14 protein-coding genes and 1 pseudogene are annotated in these 19,646 nt (G+C 68.9%); 9 read left to right on the forward strand and 6 right to left on the reverse strand.

Features of this window, described 5'->3' with window-relative positions:
- The first annotated feature begins 156 nt into the window (after positions 1–156).
- The 4 genes and pseudogenes from H7F53_RS02875 to H7F53_RS02890 all read left to right on the forward strand — a co-directional run bounded on the left by H7F53_RS02875 (position 157) and on the right by H7F53_RS02890 (position 4,883).
- A complete protein-coding gene (locus H7F53_RS02875; RefSeq protein ID WP_185677973.1) occupies positions 157–1,368 on the forward strand; it encodes a saccharopine dehydrogenase family protein in 1,212 nt (403 codons plus the stop codon).
- 104 nt (positions 1,369–1,472) lie between these two features.
- Positions 1,473–1,864, forward strand: a pseudogene (locus H7F53_RS17965) (DMT family protein).
- Positions 1,865–2,009: 145 nt separating this feature from the next.
- Complete coding sequence (locus H7F53_RS02885; protein WP_185677974.1) at positions 2,010–3,185, forward strand: carboxynorspermidine decarboxylase; 1,176 nt, start codon at positions 2,010–2,012, stop codon at positions 3,183–3,185.
- 492 nt (positions 3,186–3,677) lie between these two features.
- On the forward strand, positions 3,678–4,883 hold the full coding sequence (locus H7F53_RS02890; RefSeq protein WP_185677975.1) for a type III PLP-dependent enzyme domain-containing protein: 1,206 nt from the start codon (positions 3,678–3,680) through the stop codon (positions 4,881–4,883).
- A 148-nt stretch (positions 4,884–5,031) separates the two neighbouring features.
- Here H7F53_RS02890 and H7F53_RS02895 read toward each other — a convergent pair whose 3' ends face one another.
- On the reverse strand, positions 5,032–6,438 hold the full coding sequence (locus tag H7F53_RS02895) for a helix-turn-helix domain-containing protein (protein WP_185677976.1): 1,407 nt from the start codon (positions 6,436–6,438) through the stop codon (positions 5,032–5,034).
- Positions 6,439–6,626: 188 nt separating this feature from the next.
- Between H7F53_RS02895 and H7F53_RS02900 the strand changes: the two genes are divergently transcribed.
- From H7F53_RS02900 to H7F53_RS02920, 5 genes are all read left to right on the forward strand, one after another.
- Positions 6,627–8,222, forward strand: coding sequence for an isocitrate lyase (locus H7F53_RS02900; protein WP_185677977.1), 1,596 nt, complete (start codon positions 6,627–6,629; stop codon positions 8,220–8,222).
- A gap of 85 nt (positions 8,223–8,307) precedes the next feature.
- Positions 8,308–8,466 (forward strand): hypothetical protein, encoded by a 159-nt coding sequence (locus H7F53_RS02905; protein WP_185677978.1) that lies wholly within the window; start codon positions 8,308–8,310, stop codon positions 8,464–8,466.
- A gap of 196 nt (positions 8,467–8,662) precedes the next feature.
- Positions 8,663–9,001, forward strand: coding sequence for a hypothetical protein (locus H7F53_RS02910; RefSeq protein WP_185677979.1), 339 nt, complete (start codon positions 8,663–8,665; stop codon positions 8,999–9,001).
- A gap of 78 nt (positions 9,002–9,079) precedes the next feature.
- Positions 9,080–9,703: an RNA polymerase sigma factor gene (locus tag H7F53_RS02915; RefSeq protein ID WP_185677980.1), complete on the forward strand. Its 624-nt coding sequence runs from the start codon at positions 9,080–9,082 to the stop codon at positions 9,701–9,703.
- On the forward strand, positions 9,696–10,472 hold the full coding sequence (locus tag H7F53_RS02920; RefSeq protein ID WP_185677981.1) for a hypothetical protein: 777 nt from the start codon (positions 9,696–9,698) through the stop codon (positions 10,470–10,472). The genes H7F53_RS02915 and H7F53_RS02920 overlap by 8 nt, the downstream gene beginning before the upstream one ends.
- Before the next feature lie 28 nt (positions 10,473–10,500).
- On the opposite strand, the gene glgX is transcribed toward H7F53_RS02920, so the two are convergent.
- The 5 genes from glgX to H7F53_RS02945 are packed head-to-tail and all read right to left on the reverse strand — an operon-like array spanning position 10,501 to position 19,559.
- On the reverse strand, positions 10,501–12,279 hold the full coding sequence (glgX, locus tag H7F53_RS02925; RefSeq protein ID WP_185677982.1) for a glycogen debranching protein GlgX: 1,779 nt from the start codon (positions 12,277–12,279) through the stop codon (positions 10,501–10,503).
- Positions 12,276–13,718: a glycogen synthase GlgA gene (gene glgA, locus H7F53_RS02930; protein ID WP_185677983.1), complete on the reverse strand. Its 1,443-nt coding sequence runs from the start codon at positions 13,716–13,718 to the stop codon at positions 12,276–12,278. Before glgA ends, glgX begins: the two co-directional genes overlap by 4 nt.
- Positions 13,715–14,977 (reverse strand): glucose-1-phosphate adenylyltransferase, encoded by a 1,263-nt coding sequence (glgC, locus tag H7F53_RS02935; RefSeq protein WP_185677984.1) that lies wholly within the window; start codon positions 14,975–14,977, stop codon positions 13,715–13,717. The genes glgA and glgC overlap by 4 nt, the downstream gene beginning before the upstream one ends.
- Before the next feature lie 14 nt (positions 14,978–14,991).
- Entirely contained in the window at positions 14,992–17,148 is a 2,157-nt protein-coding gene (glgB, locus tag H7F53_RS02940; protein WP_185677985.1) for a 1,4-alpha-glucan branching protein GlgB, read from the reverse strand.
- The gene (locus H7F53_RS02945) at positions 17,145–19,559 is read right to left on the reverse strand and encodes a glycogen/starch/alpha-glucan family phosphorylase (protein WP_185677986.1); all 2,415 of its coding nucleotides are present in this window, start codon (positions 19,557–19,559) and stop codon (positions 17,145–17,147) included. The genes glgB and H7F53_RS02945 overlap by 4 nt, the downstream gene beginning before the upstream one ends.
- Positions 19,560–19,646 lie beyond the last annotated feature (87 nt).

Raw genomic sequence — 19,646 nt, forward strand, 5'->3', positions numbered from 1 at the left:
CCCTCCGGCCTGCCCGGGGTGGCGCAAGATGGCCGGCTTGGCAACCGTCTGCACGGCTGGCCCCATCGGGGCCTTGGTCTTGCAACATCCTTGCCCTAGAGGCGTGTCGCATGAGCGGCGCCCCAGGGGCGCCGGATGATGACGATTGGAGTCCACATGGCGAAAGTTCTGGTGATCGGCGCAGGCGGGGTCAGCTCGGTCTGCGTCCACAAGATGGCGATGAACCCGGAGATCTTCAGCGACATCCACCTCGCCAGCCGGACCCTGGCGAAGTGCGATGCGATCGCCGCTTCGGTCAAGGAGCGCACCGGGGTGGCCGTGGCCACCTACCAGGTCGACGCCGAGGACGTGCCGGCGCTGACCGCGCTGATCGAGCGGATCGGGCCGAAGCTGGTGGTCAATCTGGCGCTGCCCTACCAGGACCTGCCGATCATGGATGCCTGCCTGGCGGCCGGCGTCGACTATCTCGACACCGCCAACTACGAGCCGAAGGACGAGGCCAAGTTCGAATACTCGTGGCAGTGGGCCTATCAGGACCGCTTCCGCGAGAAGGGCCTGATGGCGCTGCTGGGCTCGGGCTTCGATCCGGGGGTGACCAGCGTCTTCGCGATGTGGCTGAAGAAGCACAAGCTGAAGACCATCCGCCTGCTCGACATCCTGGATTGCAACGGCGGCGATCATGGCCAGGCCTTCGCCACCAACTTCAATCCCGAGATCAACATCCGCGAAGTCACTGCCCCGGCGCGCCACTGGGCGGGCGGTGAATGGGTCGAGACCCCGGCGATGAGCATCCGCCAGAGCTTCGAGTTCGAGGGCGTCGGCCCCAAGAACATGTACCTGATGTACCACGAGGAGCTGGAAAGCCTGGCGAAGTTCCTGCCCGAGCTGGAGCGCGGTCGCTTCTGGATGACCTTCGGCGATGCCTATATCCAGCACCTTACCGTGCTGCAGAACGTCGGCATGACGCGGATCGACCCCGTCATCTACAACGGGCAGGAGATCGTGCCCCTGCAGTTCCTCGCCGCCGTCCTGCCCAAGCCCGAGACGCTCGGGCCGACCACCAAGGGCAAGACCAACATCGGCGATATCGCCACCGGCGAGGCGCTCGACGGCAGCGGCGAGAAGACCTTCTACATCTACAACATCTGCGATCACGAGGATGCCTTCCACGAGACCGGCAACCAGGCGATCAGCTACACCACCGGCGTCCCCGCGATGATCGGCGCGGCGATGATGCTGACCGGCGCCTGGCGCGGGGAAGGGGTGTTCAACATGGAGCAGATGGACCCCGATCCGTTCATGGCTATGCTCAACACCCAGGGCCTGCCGTGGCAGGTCAAGGAGCTGCCCGGACCGGTGGAGTTCTGATGGCGCGAATGTTCGCCACCATTCCCTCTCGTCGTCCCGGCCTTGAGCCGGGACAAGGCTGTGCTCTGGCAGGCAAGGCAGCCTGATCCCGGCGCAACGCCGGGATGACGAGCCAGGGTATCGGGGCAACACCAACCGGGAGTGCCCATGTGAACTGGTCCCTGATCACTCCGCCCCTGCTGCTTGCCGCGTCCAACCCGTTCAGGACCGCGGCGGGGTATGGGCACCTCAAGGCGCCAAACCGGGCGCTGTGGGTGACGATGCTGGTCTGCTGGGGATCGCCTTGTTGGAGTGCTGTCTGGCCGTTCCCGCCAACCGGATCGGCGCGCAGACCTACTCGCTGGCCCAGCTCAAGACCCTGCAGGAGGTCTTCTCGCTGGCAGGCTTTGGGCTGGTCGCTTGGGTGCCGTTCGGGCAGAAGCTGAGCTTGGCCCAGCTGGCCGGATTTGCCCTGATTGTCGCGGGGGCTGCGCTGGTTTTCCGAGGGAACGGGTAACGCCCTTCAGCACCGTTCGTGTCGAGCGAAGTCGAGACACGGTGCTCAGGTGTCTCGACTTCGCTCGACACGAACGGCTAACCACAACCGAAACACCCGCCCGGCCTGAGCGTGTCGCAGGCCCCGCGGAACCGAGGATCAAGGAATGGAAACCAGAGCCGGCGATCCGGGCGCTTTCGCCCAGTTCGATCTCCACCGCGTCGACAGCCCGGCCTTCGTGGTCGATGCCGCCCGGCTGCGCGCCAACCTGGCGGTGCTGGCTGACATCCGCGACCGCGCCGGGATCAAGGTGCTGGCCGCGCTCAAGGCCTTTTCGATGTGGAAGGTGGCCCCGATCGTGAGTGAGTACCTGGACGGGGTCTGCACCTCGGGCCTGTGGGAGGCCCGGCTGGCGCAGGCGCACTACTCCGGCGAGATCGCGACCTACTGCGCCGCCTACAAGGCCGAGGACCTGCCCGAGATCGTCCGCATCTCGGACCATGTGATCTTCAATTCGCCCGCGCAGATCGCCCGCTTCCGCCCGCTGCTCGACGCGCAGGGCGGGGGCTTCGATGTGGGCCTCAGGATCAACCCGCTCCATGCCGAGGGCGAGGTGCCGCGCTATGATCCCTGCGCGCCGCACAGCCGCTTGGGCTTCCCGGTCGACCAGCTGCGGCCCGAGCATCTGGAAGGCGTCACCGGCCTGCATTTCCACACCCTGTGCGAGCAGGATTTCGTCCCCCTGCAGCGCACCTGGGAGGCGCTGAAGCCGCGGATTGCGCCCTATTTCGGCCAGCTCAAGTGGCTCAACTTCGGCGGCGGCCACCACGTCACCCGGGCCGACTACCAGCGCGAGGACCTCATCGCCTTCCTGCGAGCGGTGAAGGCCGAAACCGGCTGCGAGCTCTACCTCGAACCGGGCGAGGCGGTGGCGCTGGATGCCGGCATCCTGGTCGGCACCGTGCTCGACACCCAGTGGAACGGCATGCCGGTCGCGATCGTCGACATTTCCGCCACGTGCCACATGCCCGACGTGATCGAGGCGCCCTATCGTCCGGCCATGCTGGGCGAGCGTGATCCCGAGGCGACCGGGGAAGAGCCGGTGCGGCTGGGCGGTCCCTCGTGCCTCGCGGGCGACGTGATCGGCGACTACGTGCTGCCGGTCGCCCCGCAGCCGGGCACCCGCTTCGCCTTCCTCGACCAGGCGCACTATTCGATGGTCAAGACCACCACCTTCAACGGGGTGCCGCTCCCCTCGATCTGGCTGTGGGACAGCGAAACCGACGCGCTGGAATGCGTGAAGCGGTTCGGCTGGGAGAGCTTCCGCGACCGGCTGAGCTGACGGCAAGCCTCCCAGATGTCCGTCATGCCAGGGCCGGCCGGCATCGTCGTCGGCGAGGCGGGACATTTGGCTCTGCCCGTTGGCCTTGTTCCATGTCGAGAGAGATCCCAGCCTGCGCTGGGATGACGCAAGCCAGTCCACGGTCGTGCCTTCAGTCTGACCCTTGGCCACGCCAAGCGCCTCCGTTCGCGCCTCGGCGCGAAGCCTCTGTCTCACTCCAGTCGATTCGCGGATTCGCTCGCGAAGCGCGGTCCGACCCCGCTGGAACGCGCCTGAAACCGGTCGCTTGATTGTCATATTTCCGCGCAAATCCAACGATTGTCCTGCACTTTCAGGCCATGTTTCAGATTTGTGAAAACGGGGTTCCATTTTCACTTGCAGTTCACCGGCACCCCCCTATATCCGGCCCCTCGCTGCCCCATGGGGACTTCCAAACCGCAAGGCAGCTTTGTGTTGTTACCTGGCCGCAAGGCCTATTGGGGGTCCCTTGAGTTGCACAGCTATCCTGACGCATCGGCTGTAGTCCGCGCGCTCGCGCCCGACGAACCCGTTATCGTGAACCGTCCGCAGGCCGCGGCGCGTGCTGCCCGCTTCTTCGTCGAAGCGTTCCCGGGCAAATCGCTTTACGCGGTCAAGGCCAATCCCTCGCCGGACCTGCTCAAGGTCCTGTGGGACAACGGGGTGACGCATTACGACGTTGCCTCGATTGCCGAGGTGCGCCTGGTCCGCAGCGTCCTGCCCGAGGCGACCCTGTGCTTCATGCACCCGGTCAAGACGGCCAGCGCCATTGCCGAGGCCTACAAGGTCCACGGCGTGCGCACCTTCAGCCTCGACACCCAGGAAGAGCTCGACAAGATCGTCGCCGCCACTGCGGATGACGCGGGCGAAGCGGCGACCGATCTGGCGCTGTGCGTGCGTCTGCGCGTGTCCTCGGAATACTCCGAGCTGAGCCTGGCGTCCAAGTTCGGGATCGATCTGGCCGATGCCGGCCCGCTGCTGCAGGCGACCCGCCAGGTGGCCGACAGCCTGGGCATCTGCTTCCACGTCGGCAGCCAGGCGATGACCCCCTTCGCCTATGTCCAGGCGCTGGAGCGCGTGCGCGCCGCGATCGTGGACGCAGCGGTCACCATCGACATCGTCGATGTCGGCGGTGGGTTCCCGTCGATCTACCCGGGCATGGAGCCGCCGCCGCTGGAGGATTACTTCGGCGCGATCCATCGCGCGGCCGAATCGCTGCCGGTGTCCTATTCGTCCGAGCTGTGGTGCGAGCCCGGCCGTGCGCTCTGCGCCGAGTACAATTCGGTGGTGGTCAAGGTCGAGAAGCGCCGCGGCGACGAACTTTACATCAACGACGGTGCCTATGGCACGCTGTTCGACGCCGCGCACATCGCCTGGCGCTTCCCGGTGAAGTGCCTGAACGCCGATCGCGCGGGGGGCGAGGCCGAGTTCGCGTTCTATGGCCCGACCTGCGACGACGGGGACTTCATGAAGGGCCCGTTCCTGCTGCCGGCCGACATTGCCGCGGGCGACTATATCGAGATCGGCATGCTGGGGGCCTATGGCGCGGCGATGAAGACCCGCTTCAACGGCTTCGGCGAGGGCGAGATCGTGCTTGCCGCTGACGAGCCGATGGCCAGCCAGTACCGCGGCGACCGGCGCGATCCGCGCATGTCGGACAACGTGGTATCGCTGCGCTGACCTGATCTTCCTGGGCAATTGGGAGGGCTCGTCCGCAAGGGCGAGCCCTTTTCATCAGCTTTGGAGCGCTGCCGAACTCGACTTCGTCATGCTGAACGTGTTCCAGCATGACGTTTGAGCGATGTGGGACCGGCAACGGCCGAACCCCCTACCGATCCGCGAACATGAACGGCGCGATGCCGCGGCGCTGGTCGTCCGCGAGCAGTTCGCGGCCGATCGGCGGGACGGCGCGGGCCTCGCAGTCGGCGCGCTGGCAGAGCCGGCAGTTCACGCCGATCGGGGTGGCCTCCGCCGTGGCCGGATCGGCCCCGCGCGCATAGGCCAGCCGCCCCGCGTGCTCCGCCGCGCAGACCAGCGCCACCGAGCGCACGGCGGCCGGAGCGCCGAAGTGGCGCGGCTCGCCCCCGACAGTCCGGGCGATGGTGAAGAAGCGGCGGGTATCGGGCAGTTCGAGCCACTGGGTGACGATCTGCCCCGGGGTGCGGAAGGTGTCGTGCACCCGCCACAGCGGGCATGATCCGCCATGCGGCGCATAGGGAAAGCCCGCGCCGTCGAGCAGCTTGGAGACATTGCCGGCCGCATCGAGCCGGACCATGAAGAAGGGCACGCCCTCGTGGCCGGGCCGGGCCAGCGTGGTCAGGCGATGGGCCACCTGCTCGAAACTCATCCCGAACACACCGCCCAGCGCGGCGACATCGTAGCCCCGGCTCTCCGCCGCCTTGATGAAGCGGTCATAGGGCATGACCAGTGCGGCGGCGGCATAGGCGGCAAGGTTGCGGCGGGCGAGGGCCACGGCGGACTTGTCGGGCAGGTCGGCGGCCCGGGCCAGCTGGACGATCTCGTCGCGCATGGTGGTCCAGGCGATATGCAGCGCCAGCTGGAACTTGCGGGCCGAGGTGTCGAGCGAATCGTCGATCAGCACCTGGTCGTTGTGGCGGTCGTAGCGGCGCACCGATTCGACCATGACCTCGGGCGGCATGAAGCGCACCCGCACGCCCTTGCGCTTGCGCAGCCATTCGGCCGCGGCACCGTGCTCGGCAATCTCTGCGGCCAGTTCCTCGGCCCGGACATCGAGCGTGGGAAAGTGGTTGCGATTGGCGGAGAAGAACTCCTGCACCGCGCGCACCGGATCGGGCGTACCGGGTTCGCTGGCCGCGGCGCCCAACCGGCGGTCGGCCAGCACCTGCTGTTCGCGCGCGTAGGCGCCGTGCAGCCGCAGGATCGCCTCGGCCACGCCGGGAAACGAGGTGGCGAGATCGGCGATCTCGAGCGCGGGCAGGTCGATCCCCTCCAGCAGGGGATCGCGCATGACCTCGGCGATACGCCGGGCGTAGTCGTCGGCGTCCTCGCTGGCGAGGTCGGCGATCTCGAGCTGGTAGGACTTGGCCAGCCTGAGCAGCAGCTCGGCGGTCACCGGACGCTGGTTGCGCTCGAGCAGGGCGATGTAGCTGGCCGAGATCGCCAGATCTTCGGCCATGCCCTGCTGGGTCAGGCCGAGTTCGCGGCGCAGGCGGCGCAGCCGGGGGCCAAGATAGAGGGGGCGGGACTGGCTCATGGGCAGACAATGCGGCCGGTGTGGTTAACGACTGCACAACCCTAGGATGTAAAGTTGTACGGATCAACACAGCTTTACAAAGAATAGCTGTAAAGTTCGACAAACGCACGGAAACCGGCCTGTTCGGGAGGAGACAGGAGGCGTAGCCGGACCTCGTCGCCACAGACCCCCGACAAGGAATTCGATCCGTGACCTACTCCCAGACCATTGCCGAGGCGCGCAGCGCGATCACCCCGAACGCTCCGACCTGGAGCGGCATCGAGGCCGAGAGCGTCGCCCGGATGCGGCTGCAGAACCGGTTCAAGACCGGGCTCGACATCGCGCGCTACACCGCGAAGATCATGCGCGAGGACATGGCGGCCTATGACGCCGATCCTTCGCTCTACACCCAGTCGCTGGGCTGCTGGCACGGATTCATCGGTCAGCAGAAGCTGATCGCGATCAAGAAGCACTTCGGGTCGACCAAGCGGCGCTACCTCTACCTCTCGGGCTGGATGGTGGCGGCGCTGCGCAGCGAGTTCGGCCCGCTGCCCGACCAGTCGATGCACGAGAAGACCTCGGTGCCGGCCCTGATCGAGGAGCTCTACACCTTCCTGCGCCAGGCCGATGCCCGTGAGCTGGGCATGCTGTTCCGCGAGCTCGACGCCGCCCGGGCGGCGGGCGATGCGGTCAACCAGCACCGCCTGATGGGCAAGATCGATGCCTTCCAGACCCATGTCGTGCCGATCGTTGCCGATATCGACGCCGGCTTCGGCAATGCCGAGGCGACCTATCTGCTCGCCAAGAAGTTCATCGAGGCCGGCGCCTGCTGCATCCAGATCGAGAACCAGGTCTCGGACGAGAAGCAGTGCGGCCACCAGGATGGCAAGGTGACCGTGCCGCACGAGGACTTCATCGCGAAGATCCGCGCGGTGCGCTATGCCTTCATGGAACTGGGCGTGGACGATGGCGTGATCGTGGCGCGCACCGACTCGCTCGGCGCCGGGCTGACCAAGCAGATCGCCTATGTCCGCGAGCCCGGCGATATCGGCGATCAGTACAATGCCTTCCTCGATTGCGACGAGGTCGACCTGACCGCGATCGGCCACGGCGATGTGATCATCAGCCGCGACGGCAAGCTGCTGCGGCCCAAGCGCCTGCCCAGCAATCTCTACCAGTTCCGCCCCGGAACCGGCGAGGACCGCTGCGTGCTCGACTGCATCCACGCGCTCCAGAACGGCGCCGACCTGCTGTGGATCGAAACCGAGAAGCCGCACATCGGCCAGATCGGTGGCATGGTCCGCCGCATCCGCGAGGTGATCCCGAACGCCAAGCTGGTCTACAACAACTCGCCCAGCTTCAACTGGACACTGAACTTCCGCCAGCAGGTGTTCGATGCCTGGGCCGAGGCTGGCCGTGACGTGTCGGCCTATGACCGGGCGCGGCTGATGAGCGTGGACTACGACGGCACCGAACTGGCTGGCGAGGCCGACGAGCGGATCCGCACCTTCCAGGCGGACTCGGCGCGTGAGGCGGGCATCTTCCACCACCTCATCACCCTGCCGACCTATCACACCGCCGCGCTCAGCACCGACAACCTCGCCAAGACCTACTTCGGCGACCAGGGCATGCTCGGCTACGTCAAGGGCGTGCAGCGCGAGGAGATCCGCCAGGGCATCGCTTGCGTGAAGCACCAGAACATGGCCGGTTCCGACATCGGCGACGACCACAAGGAATACTTCGCCGGCGAGGCCGCGCTCAAGGCCGGCGGCGCCCACAACACGATGAACCAGTTTGCTGCCTGACGGCAGCGGGGAACCAGTTCGCGGCGTGAGCCGCGAACCCCTCCCCCAGGGTCGCGGGGGAGGGGACCAGCAAAGGAGAAGGACCATGAGTGAACCGACCCGGGCCCGTGCGGTCCTGTCCACCGAGGATTTCAAGCTGATCCGCGAAGCCGTGCTGTTCTATCTGCGCGCGCACGAGGACGTGCCGGATTCGATCAAGTTCTCGAATCTCTATCACCGTCTTGGCAGCGCCGCCGGGCGCTGAGCGGCACCTGTTCCTGGGGAGGAACGGCCGGCCCGTCGCGCAACCGCGCGGCGGGCCGGTTGCCGTGGGGCCAGCTCTCCGGACCCCATGCGGGGAACCCCAGAAAAATTTCATCTCGCGCGAAGGGTTGGCGCGGCGGCGTCGTCAAAGACAGTGTGCACCGCCGATGGGGCACGCGACAGATCAGGAGACGACGATGAAGGCGATCACGATGTCCACGCTGGTGCTGGGTCTGGCAGCCATGGCGAGCTTCGCTCCGGGGGTGGCGGCGGCGGCCGAGGGAACGGCCGAGGGGCGCGGTGGAGCAATCGGTACCGGCGAGGCGAGCGGGCGCGGGATCGGCGTCGGCCGCGGCACGGTGAGCGGCACCGGCATGGTGATCTACCGCGGCGCCGATGGATCGATCCAGCGTCAGCGCGGGACGGGCACCGTGTCGGGCCGCGGCGTGGCGATCGGCCGGGGCACCTTTACCGGGCGCGGCGCGGTGGCCGGTCGCGGCAGCGTCAGCGGCATGGGCCGGGCGCGCGGGTTCTGACCACGGCTTGTAGGATCGCCGGCGGTTGGGAATGATGCAGGCCCAGCCACCGGCGCTCCGCCCCCGCAGGATATCCGTTTGATCCGTCAGTTCGTCTCCGGTTCCAGACCGCGTCCGCCCGCTCCCGCCGGCGCCGACGAGGCTGCGCTGTTGGCGCGGATCGCCCGGCGCGATGCCGCGGCGTTCCGGACGGTGGTCGAGCGGTACGGCGCCGTGCCCCACCGGATCGCGGCCCGCCTGCTCGGCAGTCCGGTCGATGCCGAGGACGTGGCCCAGGAGGCGCTGCTGCGCCTGTGGCGTCTGGCCGATCGCGTGACCGAGATCCGCTCGCTGCCCGGCTGGTTGCAGTCGGTGGCGACCAACCTGTGCCTTGACCGGCTGCGCCAGCGCGCCCGCCGCGGGGATGCCGCCGCGTTGCCGGAGGACCTTGCCGATACCGTGCCGGGCGCCGACAGCCAGATCGCGCTTGGCCAGACCGCCGACGCGGCCCAGCGGGCGATCGCCCGCCTGCCCGACCGGCAGCGCGCCGCAATCGTGCTGACCTATTACGAGGAGCTGCCCAATGCCACCGCGGCCGACATGCTGGACATGACGATCAAGGGCTTCGAATCGCTGTTGTTCCGTGCCCGGGCCGCATTGCGGCAGGAGCTGGCCGGGCTGCGGCGCGACGGATGGGACGAGGACGATCCGGGCCATGACTGATCCCCGTGACGGCTTTACCGCCGAGGAGCGCGCCGTGCTGGACGCCTACCGCGTATCCGGTCCCTCGGTCGACTGGGTCGACCGGGTGATGTCCGCCGTCGACGGCGAGGCCCAGCCGTCCCAGCCTTCCCTGCCGCCGCTGCCGGCCCCGCGCCGGCGTGGGGGGCGCTGGGGGCGGCCGGTGGTTCGCGCGGCCCTGATCCTGTCCGGCACGGCCATGGTCACCGCAGCGGCGGCCGAACAGGGCGTGTTCGGGCCGGTCGCACAGCGGCAGGTCCAGGCGGTGGTGGCTGCAGCGCTGGCCCCGGTCACCCGCACCCGCCCCGCCGCGCCGCGCGCCGCCGTGCCGATCGCGGTCGACAGTGCCGCGCCGCTGGCGGCGGCCACGCCTCCCGTCCTGCCGCCGGCCACCGCGCCCGAGCGGATCGCGCCGGTCCTGTCGCGCCTGCAGGCCAACCCGCAGACCGCGCCCCGGGTCGCGCGCTATCTCGAGCGCCGCGCCCAGCGGCAGGAGGCGCGCGGCGAGGCCCCGACCCCGCCCGACCTGGCCGAACTGATCCGCGATTATCGCCAGCTGCCGCCAGCCCGCCAGAAACGGCTGCGCGAGCAGCTGCGCCGGCTCCCGCCCGAGGATCAGGCCGAGATCCGCGCACTGATCCGCCAGTACCGCGCCGAGCGCCGCGCATCCGCCCGGTCCGCGCCCGGCCCAGCCGAAGCCCCGTCCGCCGCCGCTGAAGAGCCCGCCACCGCCGAACCTGCGTCGCGCTGAGGCGCGGTTCGTGGCGGGGCGCAAGGGCCTAGTCCCTGAGCTCCACCTGCCCGGCAGCCCGGTCGATCTTCACCGCATAACGCCGCTCCGGGTCGAGCGAGCGGTAGGTCAGGCCGGAGGTTGCCGCGCTTTCCCATTCCGCGATGGTCATCGGCTCGCCCCCCGGTCCCAGCCAGGCGCCCTCGCGCGGGAAGGCGGTGAAGCAGGCGAGGCGTGCGGCGCGCCAGGCGGCGAGGGCCGCGACATGGTCCTCGAGCGCACGGTCACGGCCCTGCCAGTCCAGCCAGGTCAGCGGATTGTCCTGGCAATAGGCATTGTTGTTGCCCTGCTGGGTGCGGCCGAACTCGTCCCCGGCGGTGAGCATGATCGTTCCGGTCGAGGCGAACAGGGTCCCCAGCATGGCCCGCACGGCGGCGGCGCGACGGCCTTGCACGGCGGGATCGTCGCTCGGGCCGTCCTGGCCATTGTTCCACAGCGGCTCGCCGCCGTGGCCGTCGCGGTTGTCCTCGCCGTTGGCCCAGTTGCGCCGCGCGGCGTAGGTTACGCAGTCAGCCAGGGTCATGCCGTCGTGGGCCGCCAGGAAATTGACGCTGCGGCAGCCGTGCGCGGGGTCGGCCGGACCAAACAGGTCCGATGATCCGGCGAGGCGCGTTGCCAGCAAGCCCACGGTGACCTCCGGATCGCCGCGCCAGAAGCGCCGAACATCGTCGCGGTAGCGGTCGTTCCATTCGAGCCAGTTGGCGGGAAACGCGCCCAGCTGGTAGCCTCCGGGGCCAATGTCCCACGGCTCGGCGATCAGCACGCGATCCGCCAGCTCCGGGTCGGCCGCGAGCTCGGTGAAGATCGGGGCCTGCCGGTTGAACCCGGGGCCGCGCGCCAGGACCGGGGCGAGATCGAAGCGGAAACCGTCGATGCCGCAGTGCCGGACGAAGTGGCGCAGCGTATCGAGCACGAGGGCGCGCAGCTGCGGCTGGCCGCAATCGAGCGTGTTGCCGCAGCCGGTATCGTTGACCAGCGCGCCCTTCGCGTCGTGCGCATAGGTGCCGCGGTTGTCGAGCCCGCGGAAGCTGAGCGTCGGGCCCTGGGCGTCGCTCTCGCCGGTGTGGTTGAACACCAGATCGAGGATCACGCCGATCCCGGCGGCGTGGAGCGCGGCCACGGTCTCGCGCAGTTCGGCGACGCCGCCGGGGCACAGGCCGGGATCGAGCGCCATCGGCACGACCGGATTGTAGCCCCAGCCATTGGTCAGGCCGAGCGGGGGCAGATGGCGCTCGTCGATCCACGCGACGATGGGCATCAGCTCCACCGCGCCGACCTGCAGCTTGCGCAGATGGGCCAGCACCGCCGGATGGGCCAGCGCGGCCACGGTCCCGCGCAGGCCCTCCGGCACATCCGGGTGGAGCATGGTGAAGGCGCGGACATTGATCTCGTAGACCAGCCCGCCGCGCGTGAAGACCGGCGGGGCGGCGGGGAGCACCGGGAGCGGGCCGGTGACCACGGCCTTGGGCACCAGCGCCGCCGTATCGACCCCGCGTTCGCCCAGCCGCGGATCGTAGCGGAAGCGCTGGTCGAGCGCGACCGCGCGCGGATCGACCAGCAGCTTGGCGGGATCGAACCACAGCCCCTCGGCCGGGGCATAGGGCCCATCGGCGCGCAGGCCGTAGCGGGTGCCGGGGCCGGCGGCGGGCACGTCGCGCACCCAGTCCGGTCCGTCGCGCTCCATTGCCAGCTGGCTCTCGGTCACGCCGTCGAACAGGCACAGGGTGAGCTGCGCGGCCTCGGGGGCGCGGACGCGGAAGGTGGTCATCCCAGGATCCGGCGATAGAGGGCGGCATAGGCGCCGGCGCTACGGTGCCACGAGAAGTCCTGCGCCATGCCGGCGCGCTGCACGGCCTGCCAGTCTTCGGGGGCGTGCCACAGCGCCAGCGCGCGGTCGAGCGCGCCCTTGAGCGCCGGCACGGTGATCCCGTCGAACTGGATGCCCGTGGCGGCGCCGATCGCGAGCGCGGCGACATTGGCATCGATCACCGTGTCGGCCAGGCCCCCGGTGCGCGCGACCACCGGCACGCAGCCATAGCGCAGGCCATAGAGCTGGGTCAGCCCGCAGGGTTCGAACCGGCTCGGGACAAGGATCGCATCGCCGCCGGCCTGCATCCGGTGCGAGAGCGCCTCGTCGTAGCCGATCCGCACCCCGATCCGGCCGGGATGGCGCGCCGCGGCGGCGTGGAAGCCGGCCTCCAGCGCGGCGTCGCCCGTGCCCAGCAGGGCCAGGCGGCCCCCCAGCCAGACGAGGTGGTCGAGCGCCTCGAGCAGCACGTCCATGCCCTTCTGCCAGGTCAGGCGGCTCACCACGATGAACAGCGGGCCCTCGCTCGCGGCGAGGCCGAACTCCGCCTCGAGGGCGGCGCGGTTGGCGGCGCGGCCGGCCAGGCTGGCGGCATCGAAGCGCTGGACCAGCGCGGGATCGCGCGCCGGGTCCCACTCGGCCGTGTCGATCCCGTTGACGATCCCGTGGACCTGGGCCGCGCGGCTGCGGATCAGTCCATCCAGGCCCATGCCGAAATCGGGCTGGCGGATCTCGCGCGCGTAGGTCGGGCTGACGGTGGTGATCGCGCTGGCGCTCTCCAGCCCCGCCTTCAGCAGGCCGACGCCGCCGTGGTACTCCACCCCGTCCATGGCCCAGGCCTGCTTCGGCAACCCGAGCTGCGGGAAAATCTCGGCCGGGAAATAGCCCTGGAAGGCCATGTTGTGGATCGTCATCACCGAAGCGACCGGCGCCGCGCCGGGCCGCACCGGGGCGAAGCGCAGGTAGGCCGGGGCCAGGCCGGCCTGCCAGTCATGGGCGTGGAGCAGATCGAAGCGCAGCCCCTTGGCCGCGCCCCCGGCGACATCGGCGGCGGCGCGGGCAAAGGCGGCGAAGCGGCGCCAGTTGTCGGGCCAGTCGTGCCCGGCATCATCGCCGTAGGGCCGGCCGGGACGGTCGAACAGGTGAGGCGCGTCGAGCACCAGCATGCCGTCCTTCGCCAGCAGCCGCGCCGGCCCGCCGAACAGGTCGGGCCACTTGTGCGCGGTGCGCGGCCGCTTGCCCAGCCGGCCCAGCACGTCACGGTAGCCGGGGATCATCGCGGTCATCGCCACGCCATGCGGGGCGAGCGCGGCAGGCAGCGCCCCGGCCACGTCGGCGAGGCCCCCGGTCTTGACCCAGGGCACCGCCTCCGAGGCAACCGAGAGGACCTGAAGGCTCATCCTTCCAGCCGCTTGATCATCGCCTTGTTGATCAGGCAGACCCCGCTTTCGGTGCGGCGGAAGCGCTGCGCGTCGAGCACCGGGTCCTCGCCCACCACCAGTCCCTCCGGAATGCGCACCCCGGTGTCGAGGATCACGCGCGAGAGGCGGGCCCCGCGGCCGATGTTGCAGTAGGGCAGGATCACCGCTTCATCCACGCTGGACCAGGACCCCATCTTGACCCCGGTGAACAGGAGCGAGCGCTTGGCCAGCGCGCCGGAGACGATGCAGTCCTGGCTGATCAGCGACGAGATCGCCTGGCCGCGCCGGCCATCCTCATCGTGCACGAACTTGGCCGGGGCGGCGACGATCTGGTCGGTCCAGATCGGCCAGTCGCGGTCGTACATGTTGAGCTTGGGCACGGTGTCGGTGAGGTCGAGGTTGGCCTCGAAATAGGCGTCGAGCGTGCCGACATCGCGCCAGTACTCCTCGATCTCCTCGGCGGCGCGGATGCAGCTGTCGGTGAAGCGGTGGGCCACCGCCTTGCCGTGCTTGACGATGTAGGGGATGATGTCGCCGCCGAAATCGCGCGTGCTGGTCGGGTCCTCGGCATCGCGGCGCAGCTGTTCGAACAGGAACTTCGTCTCGAACACGTAGATCCCCATGGAGGCCAGCGCATGGGCCGGATCGCCGGGGATCGTGGGCGGATCGGCCGGCTTCTCGACGAAGGCGGTGATGACGTTGCTCTTGTCCACCGCCATCACGCCGAAGCCGGTGGCATCCTTCTTGGGCACGACCAGGCAGCCGATCGTCACGTCCGCCCCTGAGTTGACGTGCTGCTGCAGCATCAGCTCGTAGTCCATCTTGTAGATGTGGTCGCCTGCGAGGATGACCATGTAGCGCGGCGCATAGCTTTCGATGATGTCGATGTTCTGGAACACCGCATCGGCCGTGCCCTCGTACCAGTGCAGCTCGGAGATGCGCTGGCTGGCGGGGAGGATGTCGAAGCTCTCGTTGCGTTCGGGGCGCATGAAGTTCCAGGCGCGCTGCATGTGGCGGATCAGCGAGTGCGCCTTGTACTGCGTGGCCACGCCGATGCGGCGGATGCCCGAATTGATCGCGTTCGACAGCGCGAAGTCGACAATCCGGCTCACTCCGCCGAAGTAGACCGCCGGCTTGGCCCGGTTGTCCGTCAGCTCCTTGAGCCGGCTGCCGCGCCCTCCGGCGAGCACATAGGCCATGGCATCGCGCGCCAGCGGCCGCCCCGTCACATCCCGCATCCCGTTTCTCCCCGTTATGGCCCGGTCCATTCGAACATGAGCGTGGCCAAGGGCGGCAGGGTGACAAGCGCCACCCCGTCCGCCGCGTCGATCGCGCCCAGGTTGCCGATTCCGCTTCCGCCGTAGATCTCGGCGTCGCTGTTGAGCACCTCGCGCCAGCGGCCGTCGTGCGGCAGCGGCAGGCGGTAGGTCTCGCGCACGGCCGGCGTCATGTTGCTGATCACCGCCACCGGGCGCGCGCCCGGGGCCTTGCGCAGCCAGGCGAAGACCGATTGGGCCGCATCGTCCACCACCAGCCAGGCGAAACCGTCGGGCTCGCAGTCGCGCGCGTGGAGCGCAGGCAGGTCGCGGTAGAGCCGGTTGAGATCGCGCACCAGCGTGCGGACCCCTTCGTGGGCCGGGGCACGGCGCAGGTCCCAGTCGAGCGCGCGGGCCTCGCTCCATTCGCGGCGCTGGGCGAATTCCTGCCCCATGAACAGCAGCTTCTTGCCCGGATAGCCCCACATCAGCCCGTAGTAGGCGCGCAGGTTGGCGAACTTCTGCCAATCATCGCCGCTCATCTTGCCGAGCAGCGAGCCCTTGCCGTGGACCACCTCGTCATGGCTGAGCGGCAGCACGAAGTTCTCGCTGAAGGCGTAGACCAGCCCGAAGGTGATCTCGTCGTGGTGATGGCGCCGGTGGATCGGGTCGCGCGCCATGTACTTCAGCGTATCGTGCATGAAGCCCATGTTCCACTTGAACCCGAAGCCCAGCCCGCCCTCGTGCACCGGCTGCGAGACGCCCGGCCACGAGGTCGACTCCTCGGCGATGGTCAGGATCCCCGGCGTGCTGGCGTAGACCGCCTTGTTCATCGCGCGGAGGAACTCGACCGCCTCCCAGTTCTCGCGTCCGCCCTCGGCGTTGGGGATCCATTCGCCGGCGGCGCGCGAGTAGTCGCGATAGAGCATCGAGGCCACCGCATCCACGCGCAGCCCGTCGATGTGATAGCGCTCGGCCCAGAACAGCGCGTTGTTGACGAGGAAGCTCGCCACCTCGCGTCGGCCGAAGTTGTAGATCGCGGTGTTCCAGTCGGGGTGGAAGCCCAGCCGGGGATCCTCGTGCTCGTAGAGCGCGGTGCCGTCGAAGCGCGACAGGCCGTGGGCGTCGGTCGGGAAGTGGGCCGGCACCCAGTCGAGCAGGACGCCGATCCCGGCGCGGTGCGCGCCGTCGACGAAGCGGGCAAAGCCCTCGGGATCCCCGTGGCGGGCGGTCGGAGCGAACAGGCCGGTGGTCTGGTAGCCCCAGCTCGGATCGTAGGGGTGCTCGGTGACGGGAAGAAATTCGATGTGGGTGAAGCCCAGTTCGACCACATAGGGGATCAGCTCGTCGGCGAGGCGGTCCCAGGACAGGAACCAGTCGCCCGCATCGCGGTCCCAGGATCCGGCGTGGACCTCGTAGATCGCGATGGGCTGGCGGCGCGGATCGACGCTGGCCCAATGCGCGCGGTGCGCCTCGTCGCCCCACCGCGGCTTGCCCGGGTTGATCGTCAGCGAGGCGGTCTTGGGACGCAGCTCGGCGGCGAAGGCGAAGGGATCGGCCTTGAGCGGCTGGACGGTCCCGTCGGGGCCGACGATGCGGTACTTGTAGGCGCGCCATTCGCCCAGATCGGGCAGGAACAGCTCCCACACGCCGGTATCGGCGCGCCGCCGCATCGGATGGCGGCGATGATCCCAGTCGTTGAAGTCGCCCACCACCGACACGAGCTGGGCGTTGGGCGCCCAGACCGCGAAATGGACCCCCTGCGCGCCCTCATGGGTGATCAGGTGCGCGCCGAGCTTGTCGAACAGCCGCAGGTGCGAACCCTCGGCAATCAGGTAATCGTCCATCGGCCCCAGCACCGGGCCGAAGGAATAGGGATCGGTCACCCACCAGGTCTGCTCGCCGGCGCGGCAGCGATACCGCAGCGGCTGGCGCGGCCCGGTGATGAACCCTTCGAACAGGCCGCCGGGGTGACTCTGGGCCAGGGTGCCGAGCGACACGCCCGCTAGGCTGTGGGCTTCGGCCTCGACGGCTCCGGGGAGGATCGCCCGGGCAAAGGTGCCCTTGGGCCCTTCGTGCGCACCCAGCAGCGAGAACGGATCGGCATGGGCGCCATCGAGCAGCGCAGCGATGGCGGCCTGGCCTGGTTTCACTTCACGCCCCAGATATCCCTGGCGTACTCGCCGATGGTGCGGTCGGACGAGAACCAGCCGACGTTGGCGATGTTGTGGATCGCGCTGCGGCGCCAGGCCGCCTGGTCGGTCCAGTAGGCATCGACCCGGCGCTGGGCGGCGGCATAGCTGTCGAAATCGGCGGCGATGAGGAACCAGTCGTGGTCGTGGATTCCGCCGATCAGGTCGCGGTAGCGGTCGGGATCGTCGGGCGAGAACACGCCCGAAGCGATCGCCGAGAGCGCCTGCTGCAGCTCGCGCGAGCCGGCGATGATGTCGGCGGGTTGATAGCCCTCGGCGCGGCGCTGCTCGACCTCCTCGGCGGTCAGGCCGAAGATGAAGATGTTGTCATCGCCGACCCGGTCCTTGATCTCGACGTTCGCCCCGTCGAGCGTGCCGATGGTCAGTGCGCCGTTGAGCGCGAACTTCATGTTGCCGGTACCCGAGGCCTCCATGCCCGCGGTCGAGATCTGCTCGGACAGGTCGGCGGCGGGGATGATCCGCTCGGCCAGGCTGACGTTGTAGTTGGGTACGAATACCACCTTGAGCAGCCCGCCCACCGAGGGATCGGAGTTGACCCGCCGGGCGATGTCGTTCGCCAGTTTGATGATCAGCTTGGCGTTGTGATAGCTCGGCGCCGCCTTACCGCCGAAGATCTTGACGCGCGGGACCCAGTCACGCTCGGGGTGGCTGCGGATCTGGTCATAGAGCGCCACGGTCTCGACCAGGTTGAGCAACTGGCGCTTGTATTCGTGGATGCGCTTGATCTGCACGTCGAACAGCGCGTCCGGATCGAGCCGCACCCCGGTGAGATCCTTGAGATGACGGGCAAGGGCCACCTTGTTGGCCCGCTTGACCTCGGCAATGCGCTCGCCCAGCGCGGCGTCGCCGGCCAGCGCATTGAGTGCGGTCAGCTGCTCGGCATCGTCGAGAAAGGCGGGACCGATCGCGTCGCGGATCACTCCGGTGAGACCGGGGTTGCACTGCTGCAGCCAGCGCCGCGGAGTGACGCCATTGGTCTTGTTGTTGATCCGCGCGGGGTAGAGCGCATGGAGGTCGGCGAACACCGTCGACTTCATCAGCTCGGTGTGGAGCGCCGCCACCCCGTTGACCGAATGGGCGCCGACGAAGGCCAGGTTGGCCATCCGCACCCGCCGCTCGCCGTTCTCGTCGATCAGGCTGATGGCGGCGATCTGCTGGTCGCTCATCCCCGCCTTGCGCGCCTCGCGCAGAACGCGGCTGTTGATCGCATAGATGATCTGCATGTGCCGCGGCAGCATCCGCTCGAACAGCGGCAGCGGCCAGGATTCGAGCGCCTCGGGCAGCAGGGTATGGTTGGTATAGGCGATGGTGCGGCGGGTCACGTCCCAGGCTTCGCCGAACTCCAGCCCGTGCTGGTCGACCAGCAGCCGCATCAGCTCGGCCACAGCCACCGAGGGGTGGGTGTCGTTGAGCTGGATCGCCGCCTGGTCGGGCAGGGTGCGCACGTCGCCGTGGAATTGCACATGGCGTCGGACGATGTCCTGGATCGAGGCCGACGAGAAGAAGTACTCCTGCCGCAGCCGCAGCTCCTGTCCGGCCGGGCTGGAATCGGCGGGATAGAGCACCCGCACCAGGGCATCGGCGCGCACCTCGTCGGCCAGCGCGCCGAAGTGGTCGCCGGCGTTGAAGGCATCGAGCTTGATCGGCTCGAGCGCGGTGGCGGTCCACAGCCGCAGCGTGTTGACCCGCGCCCCGCGCCAGCCGACCACCGGGGTATCGACGGCACTGGCCTCGATCTGCTCGGCCGGCTTCCATTCGACCCCTTCGGCGGTTTCGACCACCTCGCCGCCGAAGCCCACGCGGTAGGCGCTTTCGCGGCGGTCGAACTCCCAGGGATTGCCGTGGGCCAGCCAGGTTTCGGGCCGCTCGACCTGCCAGCCATCGACGATGCGCTGGCGGAACATGCCGTTCACGTAACGGATGCCATAGCCGTAGGCGGGGATGTCGAGCGTGGCGAGGCTCTCCATGAAGCAGGCTGCCAGCCGGCCGAGACCGCCGTTGCCAAGTGCGGCATCGGGTTCGAGATCCTCCAGCACGGTCAGGTCCAGCCCGTGCTCGCGCAGCGCCTTCTCCATGTCGCGCGTGAGGCCCATGTTGGCCAGCGCGTCGCGCAGCAGGCGGCCGATCAGGAATTCGAGGCTGAGGTAGTAAACCCGCTTGCCCTTGGTTTCGTATGTCCGGCGGGTGGTGGCGATCCAGCGGTCGATGATCCGGTCGCGCAGGGCCAGCACCGTGGCGTTGAACCAGTCGTGCGGCTTGGCGGCCAGTTCATCCTTGCCGACGCGGTGGCGCAGCACGTCGAGGATCAGCGCGTCGAGCTGGGCGGCGGAGGAGGCAGGATCAAGGGTCACGACGTGCTCCGTTGCAGCGGCATCCCGCGTGGGGGATGCCAAGGGATCGATGTCCTCTCCGCCCGGCGTGCCGGACAGCCCCAACTG

Source organism: Novosphingobium piscinae (assembly GCF_014230355.1).
In the GTDB taxonomy this organism is placed as follows: domain Bacteria; phylum Pseudomonadota; class Alphaproteobacteria; order Sphingomonadales; family Sphingomonadaceae; genus Novosphingobium; species Novosphingobium piscinae.

Excerpts from the sequence above, each read along its gene's own strand:
- H7F53_RS02905 (WP_185677978.1), top strand. The coding sequence starts at position 8,308 with ATGAGTGAACCGACCCGGGCCCGTGCGGTCCTGTCCACCGAGGATTTC.
- H7F53_RS02895 (WP_185677976.1), bottom strand. The coding sequence starts at position 6,438 with ATGAGCCAGTCCCGCCCCCTCTATCTTGGCCCCCGGCTGCGCCGCCTG.
- H7F53_RS02920 (WP_185677981.1), top strand. The coding sequence starts at position 9,696 with ATGACTGATCCCCGTGACGGCTTTACCGCCGAGGAGCGCGCCGTGCTG.
- glgA (WP_185677983.1), bottom strand. The coding sequence starts at position 13,718 with ATGAGCCTTCAGGTCCTCTCGGTTGCCTCGGAGGCGGTGCCCTGGGTC.
- H7F53_RS02910 (WP_185677979.1), top strand. The coding sequence starts at position 8,663 with ATGAAGGCGATCACGATGTCCACGCTGGTGCTGGGTCTGGCAGCCATG.
- H7F53_RS02885 (WP_185677974.1), top strand. The coding sequence starts at position 2,010 with ATGGAAACCAGAGCCGGCGATCCGGGCGCTTTCGCCCAGTTCGATCTC.
- glgX (WP_185677982.1), bottom strand. The coding sequence starts at position 12,279 with ATGACCACCTTCCGCGTCCGCGCCCCCGAGGCCGCGCAGCTCACCCTG.
- H7F53_RS02875 (WP_185677973.1), top strand. The coding sequence starts at position 157 with ATGGCGAAAGTTCTGGTGATCGGCGCAGGCGGGGTCAGCTCGGTCTGC.
- glgC (WP_185677984.1), bottom strand. The coding sequence starts at position 14,977 with ATGCGGGATGTGACGGGGCGGCCGCTGGCGCGCGATGCCATGGCCTAT.